Genomic DNA, 23,475 nt, shown 5'->3' with positions numbered 1-23,475 from the left:
AATTGCTGTGGCTTCATTACATTGTGTGCTGACATGGCAGTTAGTAATATATTCGGGAGTTCATTTTTAACCATCAAGGTGATTAATTGACGCTTACCTTCATATTATCTAAAAGATTTTTTTCATCCAAATGCCTAGATCATTCACTCCCCCACTTCTCTCTCATAGAAGCTTAACAAAAACTCCCTCTATTGACTTATCAGACATTCTCACAATGTATTCTTAAATCAATATAAAAAAGCAGGATAAAAATCCTACTTAAAATTAATTTCAAGTTCTTTATCACAGGCTTTAGCGATTTTATTTAAAAATTCTACAGTGGGATTATACATATCATTCTCTAGCCTGGAAATTGCAGATTGCTTGGTTCCTAAGATTTCAGCTAACTCTTTTTGGCTAAGCCCCTTTTCGTTGCGTATCTTTATAATTTGCTCTTTAATTTCATAAAGATATTCTAGTTCATCGTACTCTCTTTTTACTTCAGGATTTTCTAATAACTTTTTCTTTGCTTCTTCATGTTTCATTATCTATCACCACCTTCTAAATATTCTTTCAATCTTTTTAAAGCTATATCAATTTCTTTTTTTGGGGTTTTATCTTGTTTTTTTTGAAACCCATGAAGTAACAGATAGGTACTCTTGTCTAAATCTTTGAAAAGTATCCTGAATATATTATTACCATGAATAATTCTTAATTCCCAGAGTTCAGTATTTTTAATTTTTCTAAGATGCGGCATACCCAGTGAAATCCCAAAAGTTTGAAGCAAATCTATTTCTCTTAAGATTTTAGCCTGTTCTTTTGGATATTGATTACTTATAAAGTCTATTACAGGATTTTCACTAAAACTTTCATAATATATTATTTCATACATAACTACACCTCAACCTACAATTATTTACTTTGACAAAACTATATCACATATATGTTATATGTGCAAATATATTTTAGAATTTGCTGTTAGTAATAAAATTCACCTATTATTTTGACCCCAGTTTTTACTAGGATTATTTTAACTGTTCCATTTATTATATAAAATTTAGGGAAAATCAGCTTAAGCTAGCAATGCACACTTAATTCTTCTATGATAAAATAAGATTGAAATGAAAAATAAGACGAAAGATAATTATAGTATAGACTTCCCCTTTCATAACGTAGTAGATTTTAATTTTTTACAGCTTCATTTAAAACGCAAGAATTGGAGAGAATATTTAAAGAAGGAAAACCCTGCTGTAGCTGCACTTCTTTGCAAAATGGATTATAATAAAGAAGAAAGAAAACAGGTAAAGAAAGAGTTCTTTAGGATGCTCCTAAAACTAGAGCTAGACGAAGCAAAAGCTGAAATATTAACAACTTTTATGGATAATTATTTAAAGCTACCACCCGAAGAAGAAGAGGCGGTTATTGAAGACCTTGAAGAAGAACTCCCTGAAAAGGAGGTGGAGAAGTTGGAAAAATTAATGACTTCGTGGGAAAGAAAAGGTAGGGAAGAAGGCAAAGCAGAAGGCAAAGCAGAAGGCGAAGTAAATGCTCTAAAGACAGTAATCATAAATCTGGCTAATCAAAAATTTGGCTCTATTGAAGGCTCTACAGAGGAAAAAATCAATAATATATCTCAAAAGGAAAAACTGGAGGAAGTAGTAAATAAGATTATAAAGTTAGACTCAGAAAAAGAGCTGATAAAGATTTTAGAAACAGAATAAGCAGGGGTGAAGAAGTTGGAAAAATTAATGACTTCGTGGGAAAGAAAAGGTAGAGAAGAAGGCAGAAAAGAAGGCATAGAGAAAGGCAAAGCAGAAGGCAAAGCAGAAGGAGAATTAAATGCTTTAAAAACAGTAATTATAAACCAGGCTAAACAAAAATTTGGTTCTATTAAAGACTCTACTGAGGAAAAAATCAAAGGCATATCTCAAAAAGAGAAGCTAGAGGAAATAGTAGTCAAACTGATTAACCTTGAAACAGAAAAAGAGTTGTTAAACGTAATAGAAAAATTAAAAAAATAAAAAAGCGTAAAAAAATAAGAAGTTCTGGTCCCGGCATCATATTGGCCGGGGTTTTTATTTGTTTATTTGTCTAGTTAAGTGTAACCGATTCATTAACTAGCTCTGAAAAAAGAAGTAAGTTTTTAGTAGCTTAAAAAATAGCTGCTTTAAATTAAAATAGATAGAACAAATGTACTGTAAATTTATAGTGATTAATAAAAAGAAGCTTTATTAATAGTTGATATATTCAAAGTAAATAGAATAAATAGTGCTTTGATATATTTAGAGTGAAAAAAATTAAATGGAAATAATCTGATTTAATCTAGATAAAAAAATGGCAAGTGGAATTAAATGTAGTTTCTTCGCTCCCTATTTATAGGGGTTTTTTTATTTATAATCCATTTCAGAAAAATAAAGGTTACTCATGTGACTTTCCCTCCTTGCGAATTGTAAGTCACCACCTGGATTAGTTTATAAGCTTTTTTCACATAGACAAAAAAGCTTAATTATAATAAGTCTCTTTAGGGGGTGGTAAAAAGAGCAGGGGTCAAGAACACTTTCCAACCAGAGTTACTAAGGAAAAAGGTATCTTACACCAATTAGTTTTGGTCGACCAATTGAAGTTTATACCTTGAAAAAGGCTTTTGTTTGTTGACAAACAAAAGAAAGTATTAGTAAGAACGTAATTTATTTAAGTAGTTTAGTAAGACAATTTGAAGGAGGGAAAAGATTACATGAAAAAAACAACGAGAAAATCTATTTCACTTTTAATCGCACTAGCTATGGTATTTACCCTATTTAGTGGGGTAGCGATGGGACAGGAAGTTGCTAGCGAAGAATTTGACATTAATGTAGATGACTACTACCATACTGAAGAAGAAATTGATGACTTAAGTGTAAGTAATATTGCATATGAAAACTCAGTTACAGGTGGTTCGTATGATAGCTTTGATAAAGATGATGTGGAAGTAACAATAGAGTCAGACATTGTTGGAGAAGTTTACAGTTTTGATTATGCTTCAATTTCAGGTGGAACTTATGATCCAGACGACTTTTGGTTAAATGATGATCAAGATGCAGAGGAAAATATAGCTGGCGAACATGAGCTTACCGTGACAGTAGAGTTTGATACTCATATAGGTCGCTTTAGTCACTCTGAAACAGAAATAGTAAATGTATTTGGAATAGAAATTGATGATAGTGAATTTACCTATGGCACATGGGATCCTTCAATAGAATTGACAGTTAATAACGACGAATTTGCAAGTGGAGCGAGAGACGAATCGAATTACAACCCTGATTTAACTAACATAGCAGACAGTTTTGGGCTAGACGATGGCTCTGGTGATATCGATTTTGAGGTAATTGATGACAACACTTTAGTAATTTCATTCCAAGGGAGAATAACAGAAGAAACTACTGAATCTTTTAATGCAGAAAGTGCTGCTTTTGTAGGTGCAGATATTTCAAGTAATGATGTAGAACTATCAACAGTAGCACCTGAAGAAGTTGACTTCCAAGTTGATATCAATGAGATGAAACATCAGATACAGTCATGCAAGGAAGCACTTTCGAGGCAGTTGTAGATGTAGCAAATGAAGGCACAAATGAAGCGACACAGGATATAGAATTCTATTGGGACCAGGATGATGATGATGGGGATGCTGATCAAACAGAAGAAGTAACCCTTGAGGGTGGCGAAAAAACTCAAGTAACATTTGAAGTTGATATTGACAGAGATCAGGATATTGGAGATACTTTTGACTACTATGTTACAAGTGAAGATGATAGTGATGGAGGTTCAGTAGAAGTAGTTGACTTTGAAAGTGCTCGCTATAGTGCATCTGCAAGCAGTATAAGAAAGAGACTACGATGATGAAGTAGAACTTGGCGATGATAACGAGTTTGAAATGCGTTTCCGTACAACTGATGGAACAAGAGTTAATTATGACGACCACGGAGCTGTAGTATTTGAGCTTCACTTCGATGGAGATGCATCTGTAGTTGACATTGACGAAGATTATGGTAGAGTTTTAGATGGCGAAGAAGGCGATGAAGAATGGGTTATTGGAGCCTATCCATCTAACGGAGATGTAGAATTTAACGTTGTAACAAATGCCACTGGTGATGTAGAAGTTACAGCATACAGAGGTCCTAGTGATGAAGGTGAAATCGATGAGGTAGAATTTACAGTTACCTCTAGAGATGACGTAGAAAGAATAGAACTAGATCTTGATCCGTCAAGTGCCACAAACATCTGTGACCATCTACACAGATGTGGGTATAAGTAAAGATATTACCTTAAACTTTGAAGATGATGAAGATACAGAGATAGTAGTAAGCATAGGAAGCCAGGTAGCATACGTCGATGGTGATGATATGATGATAGACGCAGCCCCTGTAATAAGAGAAGAAGATAACCGTACCTATCTGCCATTTAGAATAATCGGCGAACTACTTGGTGTTGACGTAGAATGGGACAGTGACAAAAGAGCAGTAGAAGCAGAATACGAAGGAACAGAAGTAATGTTATTTATAGACGAAATAACAGCCTATATTGATGATGAACCCCATGAGTTAGATAGTGAGCCATATATAGATGAAGACTCTGATAGAACCATGATACCCTTTAGATTCTTCGCAGAAGCCTTTGGTGCAGATGTAGAATGGGACGAAGACGAAGAGGAGATAACTGTAGAGATGTAGGAAGCAGTAGACCGGTTCCGCTGTTTCCTAATACTAAAGTAAAACCTCCTGCTTACAGTTTTTTGCAGGAGGTTTTACTTTTGCAGGAAAAAACAAAAACACATAGAATCTACTATAATAGTATCTCATCAATAAGTATCTCATCTAATACTGAAGCCGGATATTGTGATGAATTGAAGAGGACAAAAAGCGAAGGTGGTTATAAATATGTCCAAAATAACCCTTGAACTAAAATACCCTGAACAGTTTGTCTGTGAGGACGAGTTGTTCTTTTTTAGAGAAAATATAAAATCAGTACACCATATCCTTCACGAGCAAAAAGGTCCAGGAAAAGAAGAAACCCGCTGGATCGGTTGGCCATCTGAGTTCTTAAACAGCAAAGGCCACAAGGACTTAAAAGAGATCGCCAAAAGGGTAAAAGAAAATGCCGATGTTTTCTTGGTAATTGGTGTTGGAGGTTCTTATCTTAGCAGTAGAGCAGGGTTTAACTTCCTGTGCAGTTCTTTTCACAATCAACTACCAAGAGAAGAAAGAAATGGTCCTCAGGTGTTTTTTGCCGGGAGCAGTCTTAGCTCTGATTACATAAAAGAACTCTATGAGCTGCTAAAAGACAAAAACCTCTATATAAACGTAGTGTCAAAATCAGGTACAACCCTAGAACCAAATATAGTTTTTGATATATTTAAAGACCATTTAGAGAAAAAATACGGCAAAAAAGAAGCAAAGAACAGAATAATAGTCACCACCTCTAGTCAAAAAGGGCCCCTCTACAAGCTTGCCCTAAAAGAGGGTTATGACACCCTTGTAATCCCCGAAGGAATGCCCGGTAGATACACAGTCCATACCCCGGTAGCGTTATTTCCTTTTGAGATTATGGGGATCGATACAGAAAAAGTCCTAGAAGGGGCCAAAGACGCAGAAACCATCTACAGCGAAAAAGATATAGAAGAAAACCCCTGCTATAGATATGCAGCCCTAAGAAATATCTTCTACAAAAAAGGAAAAACCATCGAGCTGCTAGCAAGCTATGACCCATCTCTAGAGCTGCTCGGTGAATGGTGGAAACAGCTGTATGGTGAAAGCGAAGGCAAACAAAAGAAAGGAATCTTCCCCGTTGGGGCATCATATACAAGAGATCTTCACTCCCTTGGCCAGTACGTCCAGGAGGGAAGAAGGGATTTCTTCTCCACTACAATATGGGTTAATAGGCCTGACAATAGGCTTAACACTCTAAAAGGAGATAAGAATTATTCTGGCTGGGAGATATCAGACCTAAACGAGATAGCCTGTGAAGGAACCATAAAAGCCCACAGCATGGGAGATGTACCAAATATCAAGATAGACGTACCAGAGAAAAGCCCGTATTACTTCGGCATGCTAACCTACTTTTTCATGAAAGCCTGTGCTATGAGCGCTTATCTACTAGGAGTTAACCCCTTTGTCCAACCAGGGGTGGAAAAATACAAGCAAAACATAAGAGAAAGCCTTGGGACCGGTTCTCCTGCTTCCTCTTCTTCTAACTCTAACGACGACCAAAAGGAGTCTATGTTTGATTAATATAACAACATCATATTTGAAGGAGGCAGTATAACATGAGTAAAATAAAATTTGGCACAGATGGCTGGAGAGATAAAATATCAAAAGACTTCACCACCCAAAACGTAAAAAGAGCCACAGAAGGAGTAGCAAGACATCTTATAAAATCAGATATAGATGAGAAAAAAGGCATAGCCATAGGCTATGATACAAGAAAACACTCTGATGAATTCGCCGAAATTGCTGCCAAAACCTTTACCATATATGATATCCCTGTCTACTTAAATGATAGCTATCTACCAACTCCTGCCCTGTCTCACGTGATTAAAGAAAAAGACTTAGCAGGAGCAGTTATGATAACAGCAAGCCATAACCCACCAGAATATAATGGGTTTAAGTTTTTCCCCCATTACGGTGGGCCTGCATACGACTACATTACCCGGGAAATAGAAGAGCTTATCCCAGATAAGCCATCAACATACAAAGAAAAAGCTGACCTTTTAAAAATAACTTCTTTTGAAAATCTCTACAAGGACCATCTAAGAGATAAAAATAATGCATCATCTAAGCACCAAGATCAAGCCCCACCCAAAAAGCTAAAAATAGTAGTAGACTCCATGCACGGGGCTGGGTGTGGTTATCTGGCTTTACTCTTAGAAGAGAGAGGCCACGAGGTACATACCGTAGCAGAAGAACCGTCCCCGGACTTCTGTGGCAAATTGCCAGAACCAATGGATGATAACCTAGAATACCTAAAACAAGCTGTCATAGACCAAAAAGCAGACCTTGGCCTTGCTCTTGACGGGGATGCTGATAGATTCGGAGTGGTATCGTCCACAGGAGACTACATTAGCCCCAATCAGATATTTGGCTCAGTTGCAGATTATACAACTGACAAGTGGATTGATAGAGCTAAGCATGATTATGAACATGGTCAAGAAAATGAAGCCAAAATATCCAACCTATCCTTATCAAGGACAATAGCTACTACCCACGCCATAGACAAGGTAGCAGGGGAGAAAGGCCTATCTATTGTAGAAACACCAGTAGGCTTCAAATACCTTACCCATGCCATGCTAACCCAGAATGCCATCATGGGAGCAGAAGAAAGTGGTGGTCTTGGTGTAGACCCAAAATACCCAGAAAAAGACGGAATAGCAGCAGCCCTATTTATCACTGAAATCCTAGAAGAAAAAGAAACAGACCTAGAGGGTCTTCTAAAAAAAACAGAAGAAAAATACGGTACCTTCATTAGTAAAAGAATAGACCTATCTCTCACAAGAGATCAAAAAGAAAAAATCCTAACCCTCTTAGAAGAACTAAAACCAAACAACCTGGCCTATAGAGGGGTTGAGAAGATAAATAGACAAAAAGGTCTAAAACTATATTTATCTGATGGCTCCTGGTGTCTTATGCGCCCATCGGGTACAGAGGACCTTGTTAGAATCTATGGGGAAAGTGATAGTGAGAAGAACCTGCAGGAGATCCTTGACTCGGCCAGAGAACTGCTTGGTATCTAGCAGGAATAGACTTGGAAGCAGCGGGACGGTTCTCCCGCTTCGCTCGCCTTCCTACTTTCCCGCTCTACTCCCCTTATTTTTTTCTGGTTTATTTTAGCTATTTGTGGTAAGCTTATAGTGCTAAAAAGAAAATATTGACAGGGGATGACGAAAAATGCCTCGTCAGGCCAGGAAAAAAAGTAAATCCAGGATTTATCATGTCATACTTAGAGGCACGAATCGTAAAGAGATATTTCATGACGACGAAGACCGTATTCGCTATCTTGGTACTTTAAAGAAATCAAAAAACAATAACAATAATTCATATAAGGTTCTTGGCTGGTGTCTAATGAGTAATCATCTCCACTTGCTACTACAAGAAGGGGAAATGAATCTTGCGGAGATAATTAAACGAACAGCGGTGAGCTATGTAAGGTATTACAACCATAAGTATTATAATATTGGTCATCTGTTTCAGGATAGATTTAGAAGTGAACCCGTTGAGAATGAAGCCTACTTATTAACAGTAATACGTTATATCCATCAAAATCCAGTAAAAGCGGGCATGGTAAAAAAACCTGTTAACTGGAAGTGGAGTAGTTGTAGAGGATATTATAAAAAAAATATACACCTTCACGAGTTACTAGATGTTGATATTGTCTTGGGGACTTTTTCTAAGAACAGAAAAGAAGCAATAGAATTGTTTAAAGAATTTAATGAAGCTCAAAATACTGATACTTGCTTGGATGATATGAATGGAGTCAGATTAACCGATGAAAAAGCGAGAGAAGAAATTAATAAAGTTATTTCATCTTTAGGATTGGATATTAAAGAAGTTCAAGGCTTAGCAAAAAGAAAACGTGATAAGGTTTTGTTGAAGATAAAAGAACTTGATGGTGTTACTCAGAGGCAAGCAGCTCGTATACTAGAAATATCACCGAGTATGATCTTCAAAGCAAAAAAGGAATGAAATCAAATAAGTAACGGCAAGCAATGAAAAGCAGAAAAAGCAAGGGAAGCAGGAGAACCGTCCCGCTGCTTCAAAAAAATGAAAAGGAAGGTGCTTTAAATGCCAGAAAATAAATCTTTAAATATAACTATAGTTGGGACAGGCTATGTAGGTCTTACAACAGGGGTGTCCCTTGCCTATCTAGGTCACAAAGTAACCTGCGTTGATACTAACCCTGCTGTCATCTCCAAGCTAAAAGAAAAGACCCCTACAATCTACGAGCACGGTCTAGAGGAGTTATTACATGATGCCTATGATAACTTGAAGTTTAGCACTTCACTAAAAGATTATGTTAATTCGTCAGATGTTATCTTCATCTGTGTAGGTACCCCCACAAAAGATAACGGGGATGCAGATACCTCAGGAGTAGAAGCAGTAGCTAGAGAGATAGGAAAGCACCTTGAGGAGAAAGGACAATCTGCAAATAGTCAATCCACAGCTGACACTAGAGGACCTGTTGTGGTAAATAAATCCACAGTACCTGTAGGCACCCAGGAAAGGGTAAAAGCAGTTATAGAAAGATCACTTAAAGAAAGAAACACTGAAGCTACTTTCTATACAGCATCAGTACCAGAGTTTCTCAGGGAAGGAGTAGCAATCCTAGATACCCTCTATCCAGATAGAATTGTAATAGGTACTGACTACAAGGAAGCAGAAGACACCCTGGAGACACTCTATAAGCCTTTAATAGACCAGAACTTCAAAGAACCTGAAGCTGTCAAAAGACCTGAAAACTACCCAAACCCTGCTTTTATTAAGACTGACCCAAGAAGTGCAGAGCTTATTAAATACGCAGCTAATGCCTTCTTACCCATGAAGATAAGCTTCATCAACGAGATAGCTAACCTTGCTGAGAAGCTAGGTGCTGACATAGATCAGGTAGCCAAAGGAATTGGCTCAGACAGCCGTATAAGTGCAAGCTTTCTTGGAGCGGGTGTAGGCTGGGGTGGAAGTTGCTTCGGTAAGGATACTAGAGCTTTACTCTACATGGCAGGTGAATACGGTGAAGAACTAGGCCTTATCAAGCAGGCCCGCAAAACTAATTACGCCCAGCGTATGCTTCTGATAGAGAAGCTAAGAGAAGAGCTTAATATACTTAGGGGTAAGACCATAGCCATACTAGGGCTATCCTTCAAACCGGGAACTGATGACCTCCGTGATAGCCCGGCCCTAGATATAATAGACAAACTCCTTGAGCTTGGAGCCTTTGTCAAAGTTTATGACCCAAAAGCCATGGATAACTTCAAAGAAGAGTATCCTGATATGGAAGTAGATTATGCAAGATGCGAGTACTCTGTCCTTGATGATGCCCATGCTCTTATGCTTATAACCGACTGGCCAGAGTTCAAAGAGCTAGACTTCACTGAAGCAAATGAAAAGATGAAAGAAAAGATAGTCATTGATGGTAGAAACATATATGACAAAGAAGAGCTAGAATCAAAAGGCTTTGTCTATAGAGGGGTTGGAAGGTAGCTTGAATAACTTTATGGATTACTGTATAATACTAATAAGGAAATGCGGTGGCTGTCTGCGGACTACCACCTAAGGGGATTGGATGCGTCCGGTCCTCTTTTAATTTTCCCTATTTTTTTATCTTTTGCCTTGCTAAATTTTGTAAATGATGTAGAAATAATCAAAATGGGTTGGTGAACAGTAATGCCCGGTATTAATTGTTATTTATGTGATAAAAAAATGAAAAAAGAAGCTGTAGATATAAAAACTGGTTGGGGCGAATATGAGCTAAGAATAAAAGGCTTAGAGCCGTATATTTGTCCTAACTGCAATGAAAAAATATATAATAAACAAGAGATGTCGCTTTTACAAAACTTATCAAAATGCTTATCTACAAAGGAAGCAAATACGCGTCCTAAAGTGTTAAACATAGAGGATGTAGTAGACTTGTTAATAGAAAATTGTGAGACCATTTCCCTGATGATAAAAGAAGGAAAGTTAGAACCGGTTAAAAAAGATGGGGAATGGAAATTTGACCGTAAAGATATCGAAGCAATCAACTAACACAGGTGGTTTACTTACAAGTGGGTGAGGCCACCTGTTTTTATTATCCCTTCCGGCAGGATTAGGCGATCTTCTGTTGAACTCTTTATCTGTTGAATTCTTTACTTTGATGGAAATAAAAATATAGGAGTTGGAAATCAAATGGACTTAACCTACAATAGATACTTAGTAACAGGAGGAGCAGGTTTTATAGGTAGTCACCTTGTAGACAAACTCCTTCAGGCAGGTAAAGAAGTAATAACCTTAGATGACTTTAATCACTTTTATCCAGCTAGATTAAAAGAAGACAACATAAAAGCTCATCTATCCTATGATAACTTTAATCTGGTTAGAGGAGATATAAGGGACAAAGAGCTTGTAGATGAGGTGATAGATACCTATGCTCCGGAGGTGATAATCCATCTGGCAGCACGGGCAGGGGTAAGACCTTCACTTAATAAGCCCTATCTCTACCAGTCTACCAATATAGAAGGAACTCTTAACCTCCTAGAAGGGGCAAGAAAATACAAGATAGACAAATTTATCTTTGGCTCATCAAGTTCAGTATACGGTAAGAACAAAAAAGTACCCTTTAGTGAAGACGATGCCCTTTTAAACCCGGCATCACCATACGCTGCAACCAAGATATCAGGAGAAACCCTATGTCAGACATACGCAGACTTATATGAGATACCCACAGTGTCTCTAAGATTCTTTACCGTCTTTGGCCCAAGGCAAAGACCGGACCTTGCTATACGTAAGTTCACCGAGAGGATACTTAATGACGAGAAGATAACTCTCTTTGGTGATGGTTACAGCGCAAGGGATTATACCTACGTGGATGATATAGTAGATGGTATTCTGAAAGCTGTTAATTATGAAATAGTGGAGCAAAAAAGCGAACACCTATTTGAGAACTTCAACCTGGGAAATTCCACCCCGGTTAAGCTGATAGAACTTGTAAGGTCTATAGAGAAAGTATTAGGCAAAGAAGCAAATATAGAATGGGCACCTGACCAACCAGGGGATGTTCCTATTACTTATGCAGATATATCAAGGTCAAAGGAGAAGCTTGGTTATAGTCCTTCTACTTCTTTAGAAGAGGGGCTAAAGGTATTTGCAGAATGGATCACATTATAAGGAGGACGTAGTTATGAATAAGGTGAAAAAAGCAGTGATCCCGGCAGCAGGCCTTGGAACAAGGTTTTTGCCTGCAACCAAAGCTGTACCAAAAGAGATGCTTCCCATACTAGACAAACCAACTATCCAGTACATAGTAGAAGAAGCCATAGAGTCAGGTATAGAAGACATCCTAATAATAACAAGCCGGGGCAAAGAAGCTATAGAGAATCATTTTGATAAGGCTTATGAACTAGAAGATACCCTTTTGAAAAAAGAAAAACACGACCTCTTAGAGAAAGTTCAAAAAACAAGTGACATAAACATACATTATATAAGACAAAAAGAGCCCCTTGGTCTTGGCCATGCTATCCTTTATGCCAAGAAGTTTGTAGGGGATGAACCCTTTGGGGTTATGCTTGGTGATGATATAGTAGTTAATAGAGACGGAGCCCCTTGTCTTAAGCAGATGATAGATATTTATGAAAAAGATAAAGCAAGTGTAATAGGGGTTAAACAAGTACCTGACGAAGAAGTAAGTAGATATGGAATAGTGAAAAAGACCGGTAAAGAAACAGATAAAGCCTCTCAAGTAGATGAACTTGTAGAAAAACCTCCCCTAGAAGAAGCTCCTTCTAACCTGGCTATTATGGGTAGGTATGTTATAAGCCCTAGAGTATTTGAACTGCTAGAGAAGACAAAGCCAGGAAGCGGAGGGGAGATACAGCTTACTGATGCCCTTAATGACCTTGCCAAAAAAGAGTCAGTAGTGGCTTATGAATTTGAAGGCATTAGATATGATGCAGGGGATTTACTTGGGTATCTTAAGACTACTGTGGAGTTTGCTCTTCATAGAGAAGATATCAGTGAGGATTTTAAAAAGTACTTAGAAAACCTTTTGAACAGTTAATATTCAAAACCCGCCAATTTTGATTACAAACGGCTCACATACTTGTGACTTTAGTCATGAGTTAGAGCCTATCATACTGACTCTCCAATATGAAAGAATGCTTCAAGATTAAATGTTAAAGGGTGAGGAGTTCGTGGCTACTAAAACTATCAAGCTAAAAATAATAGATCCAAATATGGGAAAGCTCGAAAACCTGCAAAAAACTAAAGACGAGATCAACAAATTGCTGTCATTCTATATAGACGTTATTGCCGACAACATGGAAATATTAGATTACAAGTTTCCGATGAGAGAGTTGGAGCGGCTTACCATAAGAACAAGGGATAACCCGGAGCCCGAAATTCCGCTAAATGAAAAACACAATGTACCGCCTTCTGTACTAAAGAGAAGCATCATTAACCACGCCATAGGCAAAATGAACAGCTACAGGTCAAACTACAATAACTGGCTCAAAAACAAAAACAAAAATGCTCCCAGGCTTCCAAAGCCAAACATGAGTCCTACTTTTTACAATAATGACTTTAGCCTGGAGTTCGAAGATATTCAGAACCAGTTTATAAAACTTAGAGTGTTTGACGGCAATAAGTGGAGTATGGTTAATTATCCAACTAAGCTAACAGAACAGTTTAACAGGATGCACAAAGACCACTTTAAGCACCAGGAAATCGAAGCTCAAAAGAAAGAGCTTAGAAGTAAACTTAAAGCTAATGGCTACTCTAAACAGGAAATTAAAGAGATTATAAAAGACACGTTTGGGACAAACCCTTACTACAAAATGTGTTCGCCATCTCTGTCTTTCAAAAAAGGCGAGTGGTATTTATGCTTCCCGTTTAAAAAGAAAATCAACATGAAAAAGCTAAAGACTTACCTAAAAGATAAACCAGAGCTTATTACAATGGCGATAGATTTGGGAATAAGTCATTTAGCTGTAATAACTATCAAACAGAGCTATAAGCTACTTAAAACAGAGTTCATATCCGGTAAAAAGGTAAATTGCCTAAGATACCAGGCACTTCAAAAGATCACGAAAAAGCAAAGACTAAGCGGTAAGCCTGTAAAAAGCGAGAAGTCCAATAAAAAGCTTTGGGACTATACTTCAAACTTGAATAAAGACACAGCTCATAAAGTTAGCGCAAGAATCGTTGAGCTGGCAAAAGAGTACGGCGTTGAAGTTGTCATCTTCGAACACTTAAAAAGCTTCAAGCAGAAAAAAGGCGCATCCAAAGCAAAGAAAATGAATCTAAAACGTAACTACTGGCTACACGGAAAAATCATCAAATACACAAGGTACAAAGCTTACCATGAAAAGATCTATGTCACAGAAAGAAGCGCTTTTATGACTTCACAGATTCATTATAAAGATAAACAAGTAGGCGAAAGGTTTTCGCTTACAGGTAATGGCTGTAGCCTGATTATCTTTGAAGATGGAAAGATTTTAAACGCTGATTTTAACGGAAGCATGAATCTTCATCGTAAATTCTATAGGGTTTTTCCAAGAATAAATAAAAAAGATGTCAAAGAGCGCAAGGCCAAACTTAGAAACCAAAACTTCATAGCAATATGAGGTAACGTATATAGCTATATGCTGTATATGTACTATGCGGCTTCTGTGAACCCGCTATAGTTGGCTATATGGGAACTCTTATATCTTTAACTGGCGGCATACCCGGGATATAGGATACCCGTATAGTATTCCCCTTCTGCTAGGTTGCGATTTGTATGCTGGCGCATCCTGAACAGTTTGGGGGCGGCTAGAAGCTCGCGACTTTAGTCGTGAGTAGTTCACTGGAAAGAATACCTAAGAAGAGAAAACCCTGTAGTGGCAGCACTAATGAGTAAAATGGATTACACCGAAGAGGAAAAGAAACAGGTCAAAAAAGAATTCTTGCGAATGATGCTTAAGCTAGAGATTGATGAAGCAAGAATGGAAATTCTAGTCACTTTCATGGATGCATATATTGGTTTAGAACCTGAAGAAGAAGAAAAGATTAAAGAAGAACTATCAGAAGAACTTCCACCAGGGGAGGTGAGCAAGTTGGAAAAATTAGTAACATCTTGGGAGAAACGCGGTAGAGAAGAAGGCAGAGAAGAAGGTAGAGAAGAAGGAAAAAAAGAGATAGCTAAGAGCATGTTAGCTGATGGGGAAGATATAGCGAAAATAATAAAACATACTGGCCTAACTAAAGAAGAAGTTGAGAAGATTAGAAAAGAGGTTAATTAACTTGAAAAAAGAAAAGTTAGTTACATCATGGGAGAAACGTGGTAAAGAAAAAGGTAGAGAAGAAGGAAAAAAAGAGATAGCTAAACAAATGTTGGAAAAAGGTTATAAAATAAATGAGATAATAGAAATAACTGGCCTAACCAAAGAAGAGGTTTCTGAGCAGGAGAGTTAGAAATCTAATCTCCCGGTATAATGACTTATGAGCTCGCCTATAAGTTTTCTTATGGGCGAGTTTTGTTTTAGTTTGGACAGTATATTTTTTAGTATTTTCGAATGTTTCACTAGCAGCTTGAGTAACATTCACTATAATTTTATAAGAGTTATTAATAACCTTACTGACTTAGTTTGCAAAGCTAATATATGTTTTATATTTTTACTAATTGATGGTATAATATTCATAAGAGTACAATTATTTAGGTAAAAAACGGAGGATAAAGTTGACAATTTTGCAAGAAAAAGCTATAAAAAGGGAAAAAAAGAAACATCAATGCTCATCTGCCAATTAGGCAGAAGGAGCGGAGAGATCGTCTATCAATAATTAAGATAGGCGATCTCGGCTATTGTTGAATTTAAGATAGGTATTTTAATTGAGGCGAGTGCTAGAACATATGGCAGGTGGTCCCGTTCAAGTTAGCGTGACTACCTGCTTTTTTAAACTGGACTATGAGGGTGATGGTTAGCTTGGTTAATATGGGAATTAAATAAATAAACTGTTATAATAAAAATATAGGTTAAATCAACTTAGAATTTACCTAGGCTTATGAACTTAGCTTGTAAGTAAAAGAGATGTTAAAGCGGCAAGAATGTTTACCCTGGTTCATGAACTAGCCCATATTTTTGTTGGCAGAAGTGCAGCCTTTGACCTTTGCCAGATGCTCCCGGCGGATGACTTTACGGAACAATTCTGTAATGAAATTGCTGCTGAATTAAATTTGTATTATTACACGGGAAAAGTTGTGTTTCTTTATAAGGAGGCAGAATTATGAGCTTAGAAGAAATTATTGACCTTATTTATATTGACCTTGAGACCCGCTCAAACTTAACAGATTTAAAAGCAATAACTCACATCGGCAAGTTTGTTGCTGAAAAACCTGTAATGAGAGAAGATGAGGTAACTGATGAGATTGAAACCTTTGAAATCGGTAGCTTTAGGTGCTACTTCTTTCCATATTATAATGTTTTAGATGATACCCCTTTAGATATTTTAGATTTAGCGGATGAAATTGACGGAGATTCTTTATGGGCAGTATCATTTTTAGTAGATAAAAATGGTCCTATAAAAGAAGAGTATGCTTTAAAATCAGGGATACTATACATTGACGACTTTAAAATAGAACCTAAATATGAAATGCTTAAAAAAACAGCAATGGAAAACTTGATATCAATATTAGGACATTCGGCTTCAGCAATTACGTATATTGTGGACTATGAAGGTGATGATGAGCTTAGTGGTCCATTTTTAGGAGAATTTGATTTTGTTATGCATGATACTAATGATAAAAGCAGTATATGGATTAGAGAGCAGGTTTAAAGGACGACACAGAGGGACAGCCCCTGTGTGATAGGTATCAAAAACTCATCCAAATACACCCGCCATAAAAACTAGCAAAAATACAGAGTTTCGACAAAATTAGAGGGATTTTTATAATAAAATGGAACTGCTTATCATACCTATCCTTCAAATAAACACTGTAGATTTCTACATTCACTAGGTGTCATGAAGATAGGTGGAGATATTTTTCTAAATGCTACTCAAGATTTTTCTGATCCTGCAGTCAAAAGTTTCATTCGAGATGCTTTTGAGTTTTTAAAAAAATATTTAGTCAGTGAGTTAAACTCTGCTAGATATGTTGATGTGGCAGAAGAATTTTTTGAAGCAGAAGATCAAACTTTTAAAAAATATGGTTTTAATTTAAGGCACCCAGGCAAAGTAGCTTTACGTGATAAATTAGATGATCCTGAATCTAAATTTGTTTTCGATTTTACTAGAGGATTGCTATTTCAAAGTGTAAGGCTTGCCTGTTTATTACATGATGTTGGACATTTTCCATATAGTCATACAGTAGAAAGTGCAGTAAGTAATTATTTGAGAGAATTGTTTGATACAAAAGACGATATTAAAGGACCTGAAAAACAGATATTTGAGAACTGCACTGAAATGATTAATCATTTTGGTGCTGCAAACTTATTAGATGAAGGAAAACTGCACGAATACATTAGTCTTAAAATAATTGATGAAATACTTCCAGAAAGCAAACTGACAGAATTTCAATATTTTAGCAGGTTATTAGCTAAGAAAATCATAAACCAGGGTGATGTAGCAGAAGATGAAGAAAACATAATACATACATTGTATGAAATTGCTTCAGGTGAGGTGGATGCGGACAGGTTAGATTATACCTTGAGAGACCCCTATTCTTCTGGGCTAGAATTAGGAAAATTTGATATAGAAAGACTTTTAAATAACTTCACTATAGCTCGCACCGAAGAAGACATCTATAGGATTTTGCCGAAAGGACAAGCTTTATCCAGTATTGAATCTTTTTTTCATCAGCGATACCTAACACATAAGTATTTGATTTACCATCATGGTAAAGTAAGAATGGATCAAATAGTTGGAAAAATAACAGAGATTTTAATCCAAATATATTTTAATAATCAAAAAGAGGAATACGAGAAGATACGTCTAATATTAATGGAAAATGGTTTTGATAACCTTTGGAGTAAGATTAATGATTATGAGAACACTTCAAACGAAGGATATGAAGATTATTTTTACTGTGATGAGGGTTGGTTTAATAATCTAATAAAAACAATTTTTTCACAAAAAGAAGATTTACATAATAAAGATATAAAAATAATTAACAACTTATTTTTATTGATAGAGACTTTTATATTAAGAAAAACGGAGAATATTTATTCTATCTTTAAAAGGTATGACATGTACTACAAGTTTTTTAAAGATATTTACACAAAAGTTAATAAAGAAGCAAAAGAGGATGCTAATTTTACTGATTTTAAAAATAGATGTTCTGAGATTATCCAAGACGATATAGACTTAATATTGACAGAAATTAATGATAAGCACTCGGATGTAGTTTTTCTTTACAAAAAGATTTTACCAAAATTACTTAAATGGGAGACTAAAGATGAAACAGAGTTAAAGATAGTGATTGATGATAACGATGGTAATACACAGCTCATTCCAGCAAATGAAATTTCGCCTTATATAGATAGTTTGAAAGTTGTTAAAAATGAAGAGCGAATGTTTCACATGTTTTTAATAGGAGATAATCTAAAAGAACAAAGTGAAAAAATCAAAGAAATTTACAATGATATTTGTGAAAGTGTTAAAGACAAATATATCTATAAAAAGAATAAAGAAAAAGGGAGTGAGAGCTAATGACAAAGAATAAAAAAGAGATATTTAAAATTTTAAAAGTGCTAAGTGAAAACGAAGAAGGGTTAACATATAAAGAACTCCTAAAAGAGTTAGGAAAAGAAGGTATGTTCATCTTTGTGAACAACATCGAGGATCTATTGGAAACTAATATTATCACAGGTAGAATTGAGCGACATAAAGATAAATACTTTGCAACGGAAAGAGGAAAACAAGAAGCTGATTTTATGTTAAAAGAGGAAACCGTATAAGGAAACTGTTAAGCTAACCGTTGCTCATCTAATAATACAAAGATACTTTGAGATGAATGCTCAAAGTAGTAGAATTATCAAAAATGGGGAGCCACGAGAGGGCTCCCCTGTATTACCCCATACAATCATCCCTAAAATTCTTAGAGAAAAGAATAGCAATTAGTCTAGTTATATAGCCTATAGCTATTAAATGGGGTAGACTATAAGCAGAAACAGAGGTAGCTATTCTCACTCAGGTGAGTGCGAAAAACTACTATAGCAGGTAGTCTCGTTCAGGTGAGCGCGATTACCTTTTTTTATTTTATGTATTCCCTGATAAGAAATTGACGCTCCACACGCATAAATGCGTGGGATTCTTGGGTAGCTTACCGTCCTCAATCCATTTCTGCTTTGGACAGCTCCCAAGCTAAGGGTATGCCAGTACCCTTCCCATACCAGTGCATATAGCAGTATGGGCTGATAGACTTTTACCATCTATCACAGTCTGTTTATTGACGACTGACTAACGTCTGGCATTGAATATTTTACGCCCGAGAATGGCTACTCTCAACAACCGCATATATTCAGTTGTAGTGTTTTTAAGTCTTGTACTTGACTATTTATATTATATCATATTTTGCTATGCAAGTGCCATTCATCCCACGGCTAAAGCCACTAGTAAGGATGGGCTTTCTGGCACAAATTCTGTAAAAACTGTTATCACTCCTTGCATTGTAGACACAAAAACAGTACAATATAGCTACAAATTGATTTATTGGAGGTATTGTTTTGGATATAGGAGTAAGAGAAGCCAAAAATAAACTAAGCAAATATTTAAAACAAGTCAAACAAGGTGAAACCATAGTCATCACAGAACATGGCATCCCTATTGCCAGGATAGTACCGTATGAGGAGCAAGTCCCAAAAGAAATAGTAGAGTTACAAAAAACTGGCATGGCTACCTGGCAAGGAGATAAACCCAAAGGGATGAAAACTCCCGTTAAATTAAAAAGCAAAAATATTAGTAAAGCATCGGATATAGTATCGGAGGACAGAAGATGATTTTGTACTTAGATACCAGTGCATTAATTAAACTCTATGTTAATGAAAAAGGTACAGATATAATATATGCTGAAGTCGAAAAATCGGATATTGTTGCAACTTCAAAGATTGCTTATGCCGAAACAAGAGCAGCTTTTATGAGACTTAAGCGGGAGAATTATTATGATCAGAAGGATTATTTATCTGTAGTTAATGCTTTTGAAATGGACTTCAAAGATTATTTAGCTGTAGAGGTAAGCGATAAAATTATTAAAGCAACCGGTAAATTAGTTGAAAAATATCCTCTGCGCGGCTTTGATGCTATTCATCTGGCTAGTGCAAATTTTTTGCTTAGACAAACTAACGAAAAAGTTGTTTCTGCGTGTTGGGATAAAAGACTACGGGAGGCTTTTAAAGATAATATGGATGTGATCCCTGATTATATCTAAAAGAGCAGGAAGCAGGAGAACCGGTACCCTGCTTCCTGCTCCTACCAAACCCCTACCCCATACAATCATCCCTAAAATTCTTAGAGAAAAGAATAGCAACTAACTTTGACTGGTTTATCTTTGTCCTTGTGGTCTTAGGTATCTGATGGACCTTTATTTTCTTCTCGCAGTTTAGGGTTATATAGACTTCTTCTTTACCTAAGATATCTTCAGGTTCAATAACTTCTAGGTCATCTATATGATAATAATTTATATAGCCTATAGCACCGTCGTGTTTTCCAAGGGGCTCTCTAAGCCTCAAGGGAATCATAATGGTTTTGTAGGTAATAGGCAGGGGGATATGTATACTTTCAAAGAACTCCCCGTAATATCTTTGTAGAGTCTTTAGGTCTAGGCCATGAAGTCTAAACAAAAGCCCTATTGATGCCTTTACAGAAGTGTTTCTGATCAGTTCTGTACCATCCTCAAAGATTATCCTACTGCAGTTACGTCCATCTTCCCCGTAGATGGGGATAATAGCTGAGATCTTGCCCTTGTTGTCGTGATTAATAATGTCGTTACCTTTTTGATAGAACTTACCCATTTTCATGTTTTATCGCTCACTTTCCATATTTTATTTTGTAAGACATTTCAAATTATAACTGTAAAATATCGACAGAAATATTCAAGACTTCGCCAAAGTCGGCACTATTTTATTACAAATCGCAAGCACTTTACGGGGTACTATCCTGCAAGAACCCAGTATTTTAGGCAAATTAGCAGCGATTTTACCTAAGTAAAAGAGTCTTACTTTGACAAAGTCCCAGTTTTTATTAAATCTTAAATATTTTTATAATAAAAAAAGCAGGCACCTTTTCGCCTGCTTTTGTCCACTTACTTATCATTAAATTTAATATTAGAAAAATGCTTAGCCTCCCTACTCTCCTCATAAATCATTTCTGTAATATTTGTATTAAGCCGAAAAACCTGAGCTGCATGTATACACTCCTTTATCCTATCTACTGAACTACCGTATTCCTGGTATAGCTTTTGCGTGTAAGTATCATTTAGCTTGATGAATGCTTCTTTTTCTTTGAATTTTTCTCGGTCTACTTCGCTTATCCCGTAAAAATTAACATACCCATAAGCCCCGTCCTGCTTTTTGTTTGACTTTCTCATTTTGAGAGGGACTAACATCAAAGAAGTGGTAAGGGGAAGGGGAACGAGCTGTTGTTTTAAAGATTCTCCGTACATCTGGTTCATAGTACTATAATCCTGACCAAAGGCCTTTACTACCCGCCTTATAAGAGAATACATTGCAGATTTGACATATATGGTGCTGTTATCATTGTATAATATCCTGCTGTAGTTTTTATTATCTTCGGTGTAGTATGGTATAAGTGCAGCTATATCGTGCTTAGTCTTCTTTAATACTTCTTTTAGTTCTCTACCTGTTATTCATGTATCAGTCATCTTGTCACCTCCAATCGTCTTAAAATCCTAGCCAAAATTTTCTTATACAAACAAGAAGAACAATTCTTCAAAAGATGTCAAATTCCTCTATTTATTTTGATAAAAAAGAATTTTTTTCAAGCAGGGAATGAGCGCATATTGTAGAATTTGTAAAAGGGCTTGTAGAACAGTAAAACTTGGTGTTAGAATTTGTTTTAAAAGCTAACGTTATTCTAGTAGATTTGTCTATAGAGGGGTTGGTATGTAGATGGATTTAAACTATAATAGTTAATTAGTAACAGGGGATATTGCGCCTATAATACTAAATATAAAAAAGCCGTGATCTGACAAAAGGTAAATAAACATAGATTTTAAGAATCAAATGTAGTTGTGTTGTTATTTAAAAGAGTGTTTTCTTTTATGGAGGAGTACTGAATTGGAAAAGAGTAAAAAAAAGTTTATTACTGGGGTTAAATGGACAACTCTAGAAACAGGAATTTCTGCGGGGATAGAATCATTAAATCATATATTAAAAGCTATTTTTTTATCTCCTTACGAATTTGCCTATATAGCTATTATCAATATAGTAATTAATACCTCCCAACGGTTTGAGGATTTTGGGTTTAGTAAAGCAATCATTCAAAAAGATGAAGTTAACAACGAGGAGATAACCTCTGTTTTTTTACTCAATATAGTGGCAGGCTTGCTACTTTTTGGGATACTAAATCTAATTGCGCCTTTTGTGTCTGGATTCCTTGAACTTCCTGGTTTAGCTGGCTATCTTCACCTTGCGTCAATCTTGTTAATTTTGAAGGCACCTACGCTGGTATTTAGATCAACCCTTGAAAGGGAGATGAAATTTAAACAGTTAGTTAAGGTGCGGCTATTTAATCAAATAGGTTCTTTTATACTATTAGGAGTTCTATTATATTTGGGATATGGAGTTATTTCAGTAATATATGCTAATATTTTAAGGGCATTTGTAAACTCTACTACTTTTATGATATACAATTATAAATTAACAGGTTATAAATTGATAAAGAGTGCTAGTATAGAAAGTTTAAGGCATTACTATGATTTTGGCAAATTTGTATTTGGCAAAACAGCTATTAATTCAGTTACAAAACATTTAGATGAAATTTTAATCGGTTACTTTTTAGCTCCCGAAATTTTAGGCTTTTATTACTTTAGTAAGAACATGGTTGAAAAACTAAAGAAGCTTATTAAAAGGTCGTTTGGCAAAGTTCTATATTCTTATTTTTCAAAGCTTGAAAAAAAAGATGAGTTGTTTCAGATTTATGAAAAGATTACACAACTACTTGCTTTCTTTTCTTTTCCGGTTTTTATAGGGGTAGCATTAACAGCTAACTTGTTTGTTCCTTTAATATTTGGAGAAGACTGGCAGGGCGGAGTGATATTTATACAGGTGTTTTCAGTTGTTTCTGCTCTTACTATTTTGTCAACGGGCACTGCTAGTAATTTGATATATTCCCTTGGGAAATCAAAATTAAATTTTCAAATAGATTCTTTTTCAAATGTGTTATATATAGCAGCTTTATTTATATTTGCCCAATATGGTGTAGCTTTTGTAATTACTATAAGAGCAATAAAAGGAATTGTAACTGCAAACATTAAACAATTATATGCTATGAAATCTATTGAGCGTAGTATAAAAGACATACTTTTGATAGCTAAATGGCCTTTTTTGGCTGTCGCTACAATGGCTGTTGTTGTAGTTGGCTTACAATTGATGCTGATTAACTTAATGTATAACGAGATAGCAATGTTGTTAGTTGTAGTTGGTGCTGGTGCTAGTACTTATATTTTGATTTGCTGGAACATGACTAAGAAAATTTATTGGGATTTAAGAAAGGTATTATAAAATTTATTAGATTTTGAAATATAGTGTCACCTAAACATAAAAACATTATTTGGGCATAGGGAGCAACC

The 23,475-nt window shown here is 35.9% G+C and carries 27 protein-coding genes; 23 read left to right on the top strand and 4 right to left on the bottom strand.

Going from position 1 to position 23,475, the window contains the following annotated elements:
• Nucleotides 1–254 precede the first annotated feature (254 nt).
• Together ACONDI_RS11770 and ACONDI_RS11765 are read right to left on the bottom strand one after the other, a co-directional pair.
• Nucleotides 255–524 carry a helix-turn-helix transcriptional regulator gene (locus ACONDI_RS11770; RefSeq protein ID WP_241078742.1) on the bottom strand — a complete coding sequence of 90 codons (270 nt, stop codon included), beginning with the start codon at nucleotides 522–524 and terminating at the stop codon, nucleotides 255–257.
• On the bottom strand, nucleotides 524–871 hold the full coding sequence (locus ACONDI_RS11765) for a type II toxin-antitoxin system RelE/ParE family toxin (protein WP_241078741.1): 348 nt from the start codon (nucleotides 869–871) through the stop codon (nucleotides 524–526). The genes ACONDI_RS11770 and ACONDI_RS11765 overlap by 1 nt, the downstream gene beginning before the upstream one ends.
• A 229-nt stretch (nucleotides 872–1,100) precedes the next feature.
• Between ACONDI_RS11765 and ACONDI_RS11760 the strand changes: the two genes are divergently transcribed.
• From ACONDI_RS11760 to ACONDI_RS11655, 22 genes are all read left to right on the top strand, one after another.
• Nucleotides 1,101–1,700 carry an RpnC/YadD family protein gene (locus tag ACONDI_RS11760; RefSeq protein WP_241078740.1) on the top strand — a complete coding sequence of 200 codons (600 nt, stop codon included), beginning with the start codon at nucleotides 1,101–1,103 and terminating at the stop codon, nucleotides 1,698–1,700.
• Between the two features lie 15 nt (nucleotides 1,701–1,715).
• Nucleotides 1,716–2,000 carry an RpnC/YadD family protein gene (locus ACONDI_RS11755; protein WP_241078739.1) on the top strand — a complete coding sequence of 95 codons (285 nt, stop codon included), beginning with the start codon at nucleotides 1,716–1,718 and terminating at the stop codon, nucleotides 1,998–2,000.
• 713 nt (nucleotides 2,001–2,713) lie between these two features.
• Nucleotides 2,714–3,565: a hypothetical protein gene (locus ACONDI_RS11750; protein ID WP_241078738.1), complete on the top strand. Its 852-nt coding sequence runs from the start codon at nucleotides 2,714–2,716 to the stop codon at nucleotides 3,563–3,565.
• On the top strand, nucleotides 3,535–3,855 hold the full coding sequence (locus tag ACONDI_RS11745) for a hypothetical protein (protein ID WP_241078737.1): 321 nt from the start codon (nucleotides 3,535–3,537) through the stop codon (nucleotides 3,853–3,855). Before ACONDI_RS11750 ends, ACONDI_RS11745 begins: the two co-directional genes overlap by 31 nt.
• 34 nt (nucleotides 3,856–3,889) lie before the next feature.
• Nucleotides 3,890–4,270 (top strand): hypothetical protein, encoded by a 381-nt coding sequence (locus ACONDI_RS11740; protein WP_241078736.1) that lies wholly within the window; start codon nucleotides 3,890–3,892, stop codon nucleotides 4,268–4,270.
• Nucleotides 4,239–4,685, top strand: a complete 447-nt coding sequence (locus ACONDI_RS11735) for a copper amine oxidase N-terminal domain-containing protein (RefSeq protein WP_241078735.1) — start codon at nucleotides 4,239–4,241, stop codon at nucleotides 4,683–4,685. Before ACONDI_RS11740 ends, ACONDI_RS11735 begins: the two co-directional genes overlap by 32 nt.
• Nucleotides 4,646–4,912 (top strand): hypothetical protein, encoded by a 267-nt coding sequence (locus ACONDI_RS11730; RefSeq protein ID WP_241080983.1) that lies wholly within the window; start codon nucleotides 4,646–4,648, stop codon nucleotides 4,910–4,912. The genes ACONDI_RS11735 and ACONDI_RS11730 overlap by 40 nt, the downstream gene beginning before the upstream one ends.
• A complete protein-coding gene (locus tag ACONDI_RS11725) occupies nucleotides 4,893–6,242 on the top strand; it encodes a glucose-6-phosphate isomerase (RefSeq protein ID WP_241078734.1) in 1,350 nt (449 codons plus the stop codon). The genes ACONDI_RS11730 and ACONDI_RS11725 overlap by 20 nt, the downstream gene beginning before the upstream one ends.
• 35 nt (nucleotides 6,243–6,277) lie before the next feature.
• Nucleotides 6,278–7,741 carry a phosphohexomutase domain-containing protein gene (locus ACONDI_RS11720; protein ID WP_241078733.1) on the top strand — a complete coding sequence of 488 codons (1,464 nt, stop codon included), beginning with the start codon at nucleotides 6,278–6,280 and terminating at the stop codon, nucleotides 7,739–7,741.
• 154 nt (nucleotides 7,742–7,895) lie between these two features.
• Nucleotides 7,896–8,690 (top strand): transposase, encoded by a 795-nt coding sequence (locus ACONDI_RS11715; RefSeq protein WP_241078732.1) that lies wholly within the window; start codon nucleotides 7,896–7,898, stop codon nucleotides 8,688–8,690.
• A gap of 99 nt (nucleotides 8,691–8,789) precedes the next feature.
• Nucleotides 8,790–10,202 (top strand): UDP-glucose dehydrogenase family protein, encoded by a 1,413-nt coding sequence (locus ACONDI_RS11710; protein ID WP_241078731.1) that lies wholly within the window; start codon nucleotides 8,790–8,792, stop codon nucleotides 10,200–10,202.
• Between the two features lie 183 nt (nucleotides 10,203–10,385).
• Nucleotides 10,386–10,745: a helix-turn-helix domain-containing protein gene (locus ACONDI_RS11705; protein ID WP_277397772.1), complete on the top strand. Its 360-nt coding sequence runs from the start codon at nucleotides 10,386–10,388 to the stop codon at nucleotides 10,743–10,745.
• 141 nt (nucleotides 10,746–10,886) lie between these two features.
• Nucleotides 10,887–11,864 carry a GDP-mannose 4,6-dehydratase gene (locus ACONDI_RS11700; protein WP_241078729.1) on the top strand — a complete coding sequence of 326 codons (978 nt, stop codon included), beginning with the start codon at nucleotides 10,887–10,889 and terminating at the stop codon, nucleotides 11,862–11,864.
• Nucleotides 11,865–11,877: 13 nt separating this feature from the next.
• Complete coding sequence (gene galU / locus ACONDI_RS11695) at nucleotides 11,878–12,753, top strand: UTP--glucose-1-phosphate uridylyltransferase GalU (RefSeq protein ID WP_241078728.1); 876 nt, start codon at nucleotides 11,878–11,880, stop codon at nucleotides 12,751–12,753.
• A gap of 133 nt (nucleotides 12,754–12,886) precedes the next feature.
• A complete protein-coding gene (locus ACONDI_RS11690; protein ID WP_241078727.1) occupies nucleotides 12,887–14,317 on the top strand; it encodes an IS200/IS605 family accessory protein TnpB-related protein in 1,431 nt (476 codons plus the stop codon).
• A gap of 267 nt (nucleotides 14,318–14,584) precedes the next feature.
• A complete protein-coding gene (locus tag ACONDI_RS11685) occupies nucleotides 14,585–14,974 on the top strand; it encodes a hypothetical protein (RefSeq protein WP_241078726.1) in 390 nt (129 codons plus the stop codon).
• A gap of 1 nt (nucleotide 14,975) precedes the next feature.
• Nucleotides 14,976–15,146, top strand: coding sequence for a hypothetical protein (locus ACONDI_RS11680; RefSeq protein ID WP_241078725.1), 171 nt, complete (start codon nucleotides 14,976–14,978; stop codon nucleotides 15,144–15,146).
• A gap of 810 nt (nucleotides 15,147–15,956) precedes the next feature.
• A complete protein-coding gene (locus ACONDI_RS11675) occupies nucleotides 15,957–16,505 on the top strand; it encodes a hypothetical protein (protein WP_241078724.1) in 549 nt (182 codons plus the stop codon).
• Between the two features lie 186 nt (nucleotides 16,506–16,691).
• Nucleotides 16,692–18,377, top strand: coding sequence for an HD domain-containing protein (locus ACONDI_RS11670; RefSeq protein WP_241078723.1), 1,686 nt, complete (start codon nucleotides 16,692–16,694; stop codon nucleotides 18,375–18,377).
• Nucleotides 18,377–18,625, top strand: coding sequence for a hypothetical protein (locus tag ACONDI_RS11665; RefSeq protein ID WP_241078722.1), 249 nt, complete (start codon nucleotides 18,377–18,379; stop codon nucleotides 18,623–18,625). The genes ACONDI_RS11670 and ACONDI_RS11665 overlap by 1 nt, the downstream gene beginning before the upstream one ends.
• 768 nt (nucleotides 18,626–19,393) lie before the next feature.
• Entirely contained in the window at nucleotides 19,394–19,666 is a 273-nt protein-coding gene (locus ACONDI_RS11660) for a type II toxin-antitoxin system Phd/YefM family antitoxin (protein WP_241078721.1), read from the top strand.
• The gene (locus ACONDI_RS11655; RefSeq protein ID WP_241078720.1) at nucleotides 19,663–20,094 is read left to right on the top strand and encodes a type II toxin-antitoxin system VapC family toxin; all 432 of its coding nucleotides are present in this window, start codon (nucleotides 19,663–19,665) and stop codon (nucleotides 20,092–20,094) included. Before ACONDI_RS11660 ends, ACONDI_RS11655 begins: the two co-directional genes overlap by 4 nt.
• Nucleotides 20,095–20,146: 52 nt before the next feature.
• On the opposite strand, the gene ACONDI_RS11650 is transcribed toward ACONDI_RS11655, so the two are convergent.
• Entirely contained in the window at nucleotides 20,147–20,683 is a 537-nt protein-coding gene (locus ACONDI_RS11650; RefSeq protein WP_241078719.1) for a hypothetical protein, read from the bottom strand.
• Nucleotides 20,684–20,967: 284 nt separating this feature from the next.
• Nucleotides 20,968–21,336, bottom strand: a complete 369-nt coding sequence (locus ACONDI_RS11645; protein WP_241078718.1) for a hypothetical protein — start codon at nucleotides 21,334–21,336, stop codon at nucleotides 20,968–20,970.
• Nucleotides 21,337–21,961: 625 nt separating this feature from the next.
• Here ACONDI_RS11645 and ACONDI_RS11640 point away from each other — a divergent pair.
• Nucleotides 21,962–23,407, top strand: a complete 1,446-nt coding sequence (locus ACONDI_RS11640; RefSeq protein WP_241078717.1) for an oligosaccharide flippase family protein — start codon at nucleotides 21,962–21,964, stop codon at nucleotides 23,405–23,407.
• Nucleotides 23,408–23,475 lie beyond the last annotated feature (68 nt).

This window comes from Natranaerofaba carboxydovora, from assembly GCF_022539405.1.
GTDB classification, from domain to species: Bacteria; Bacillota; Natranaerobiia; order Natranaerobiales; family Natranaerofabaceae; genus Natranaerofaba; species Natranaerofaba carboxydovora.
Note: the sequence above shows the minus strand (reverse complement) of the source record. Positions and strands in the feature narration are given on the sequence as shown.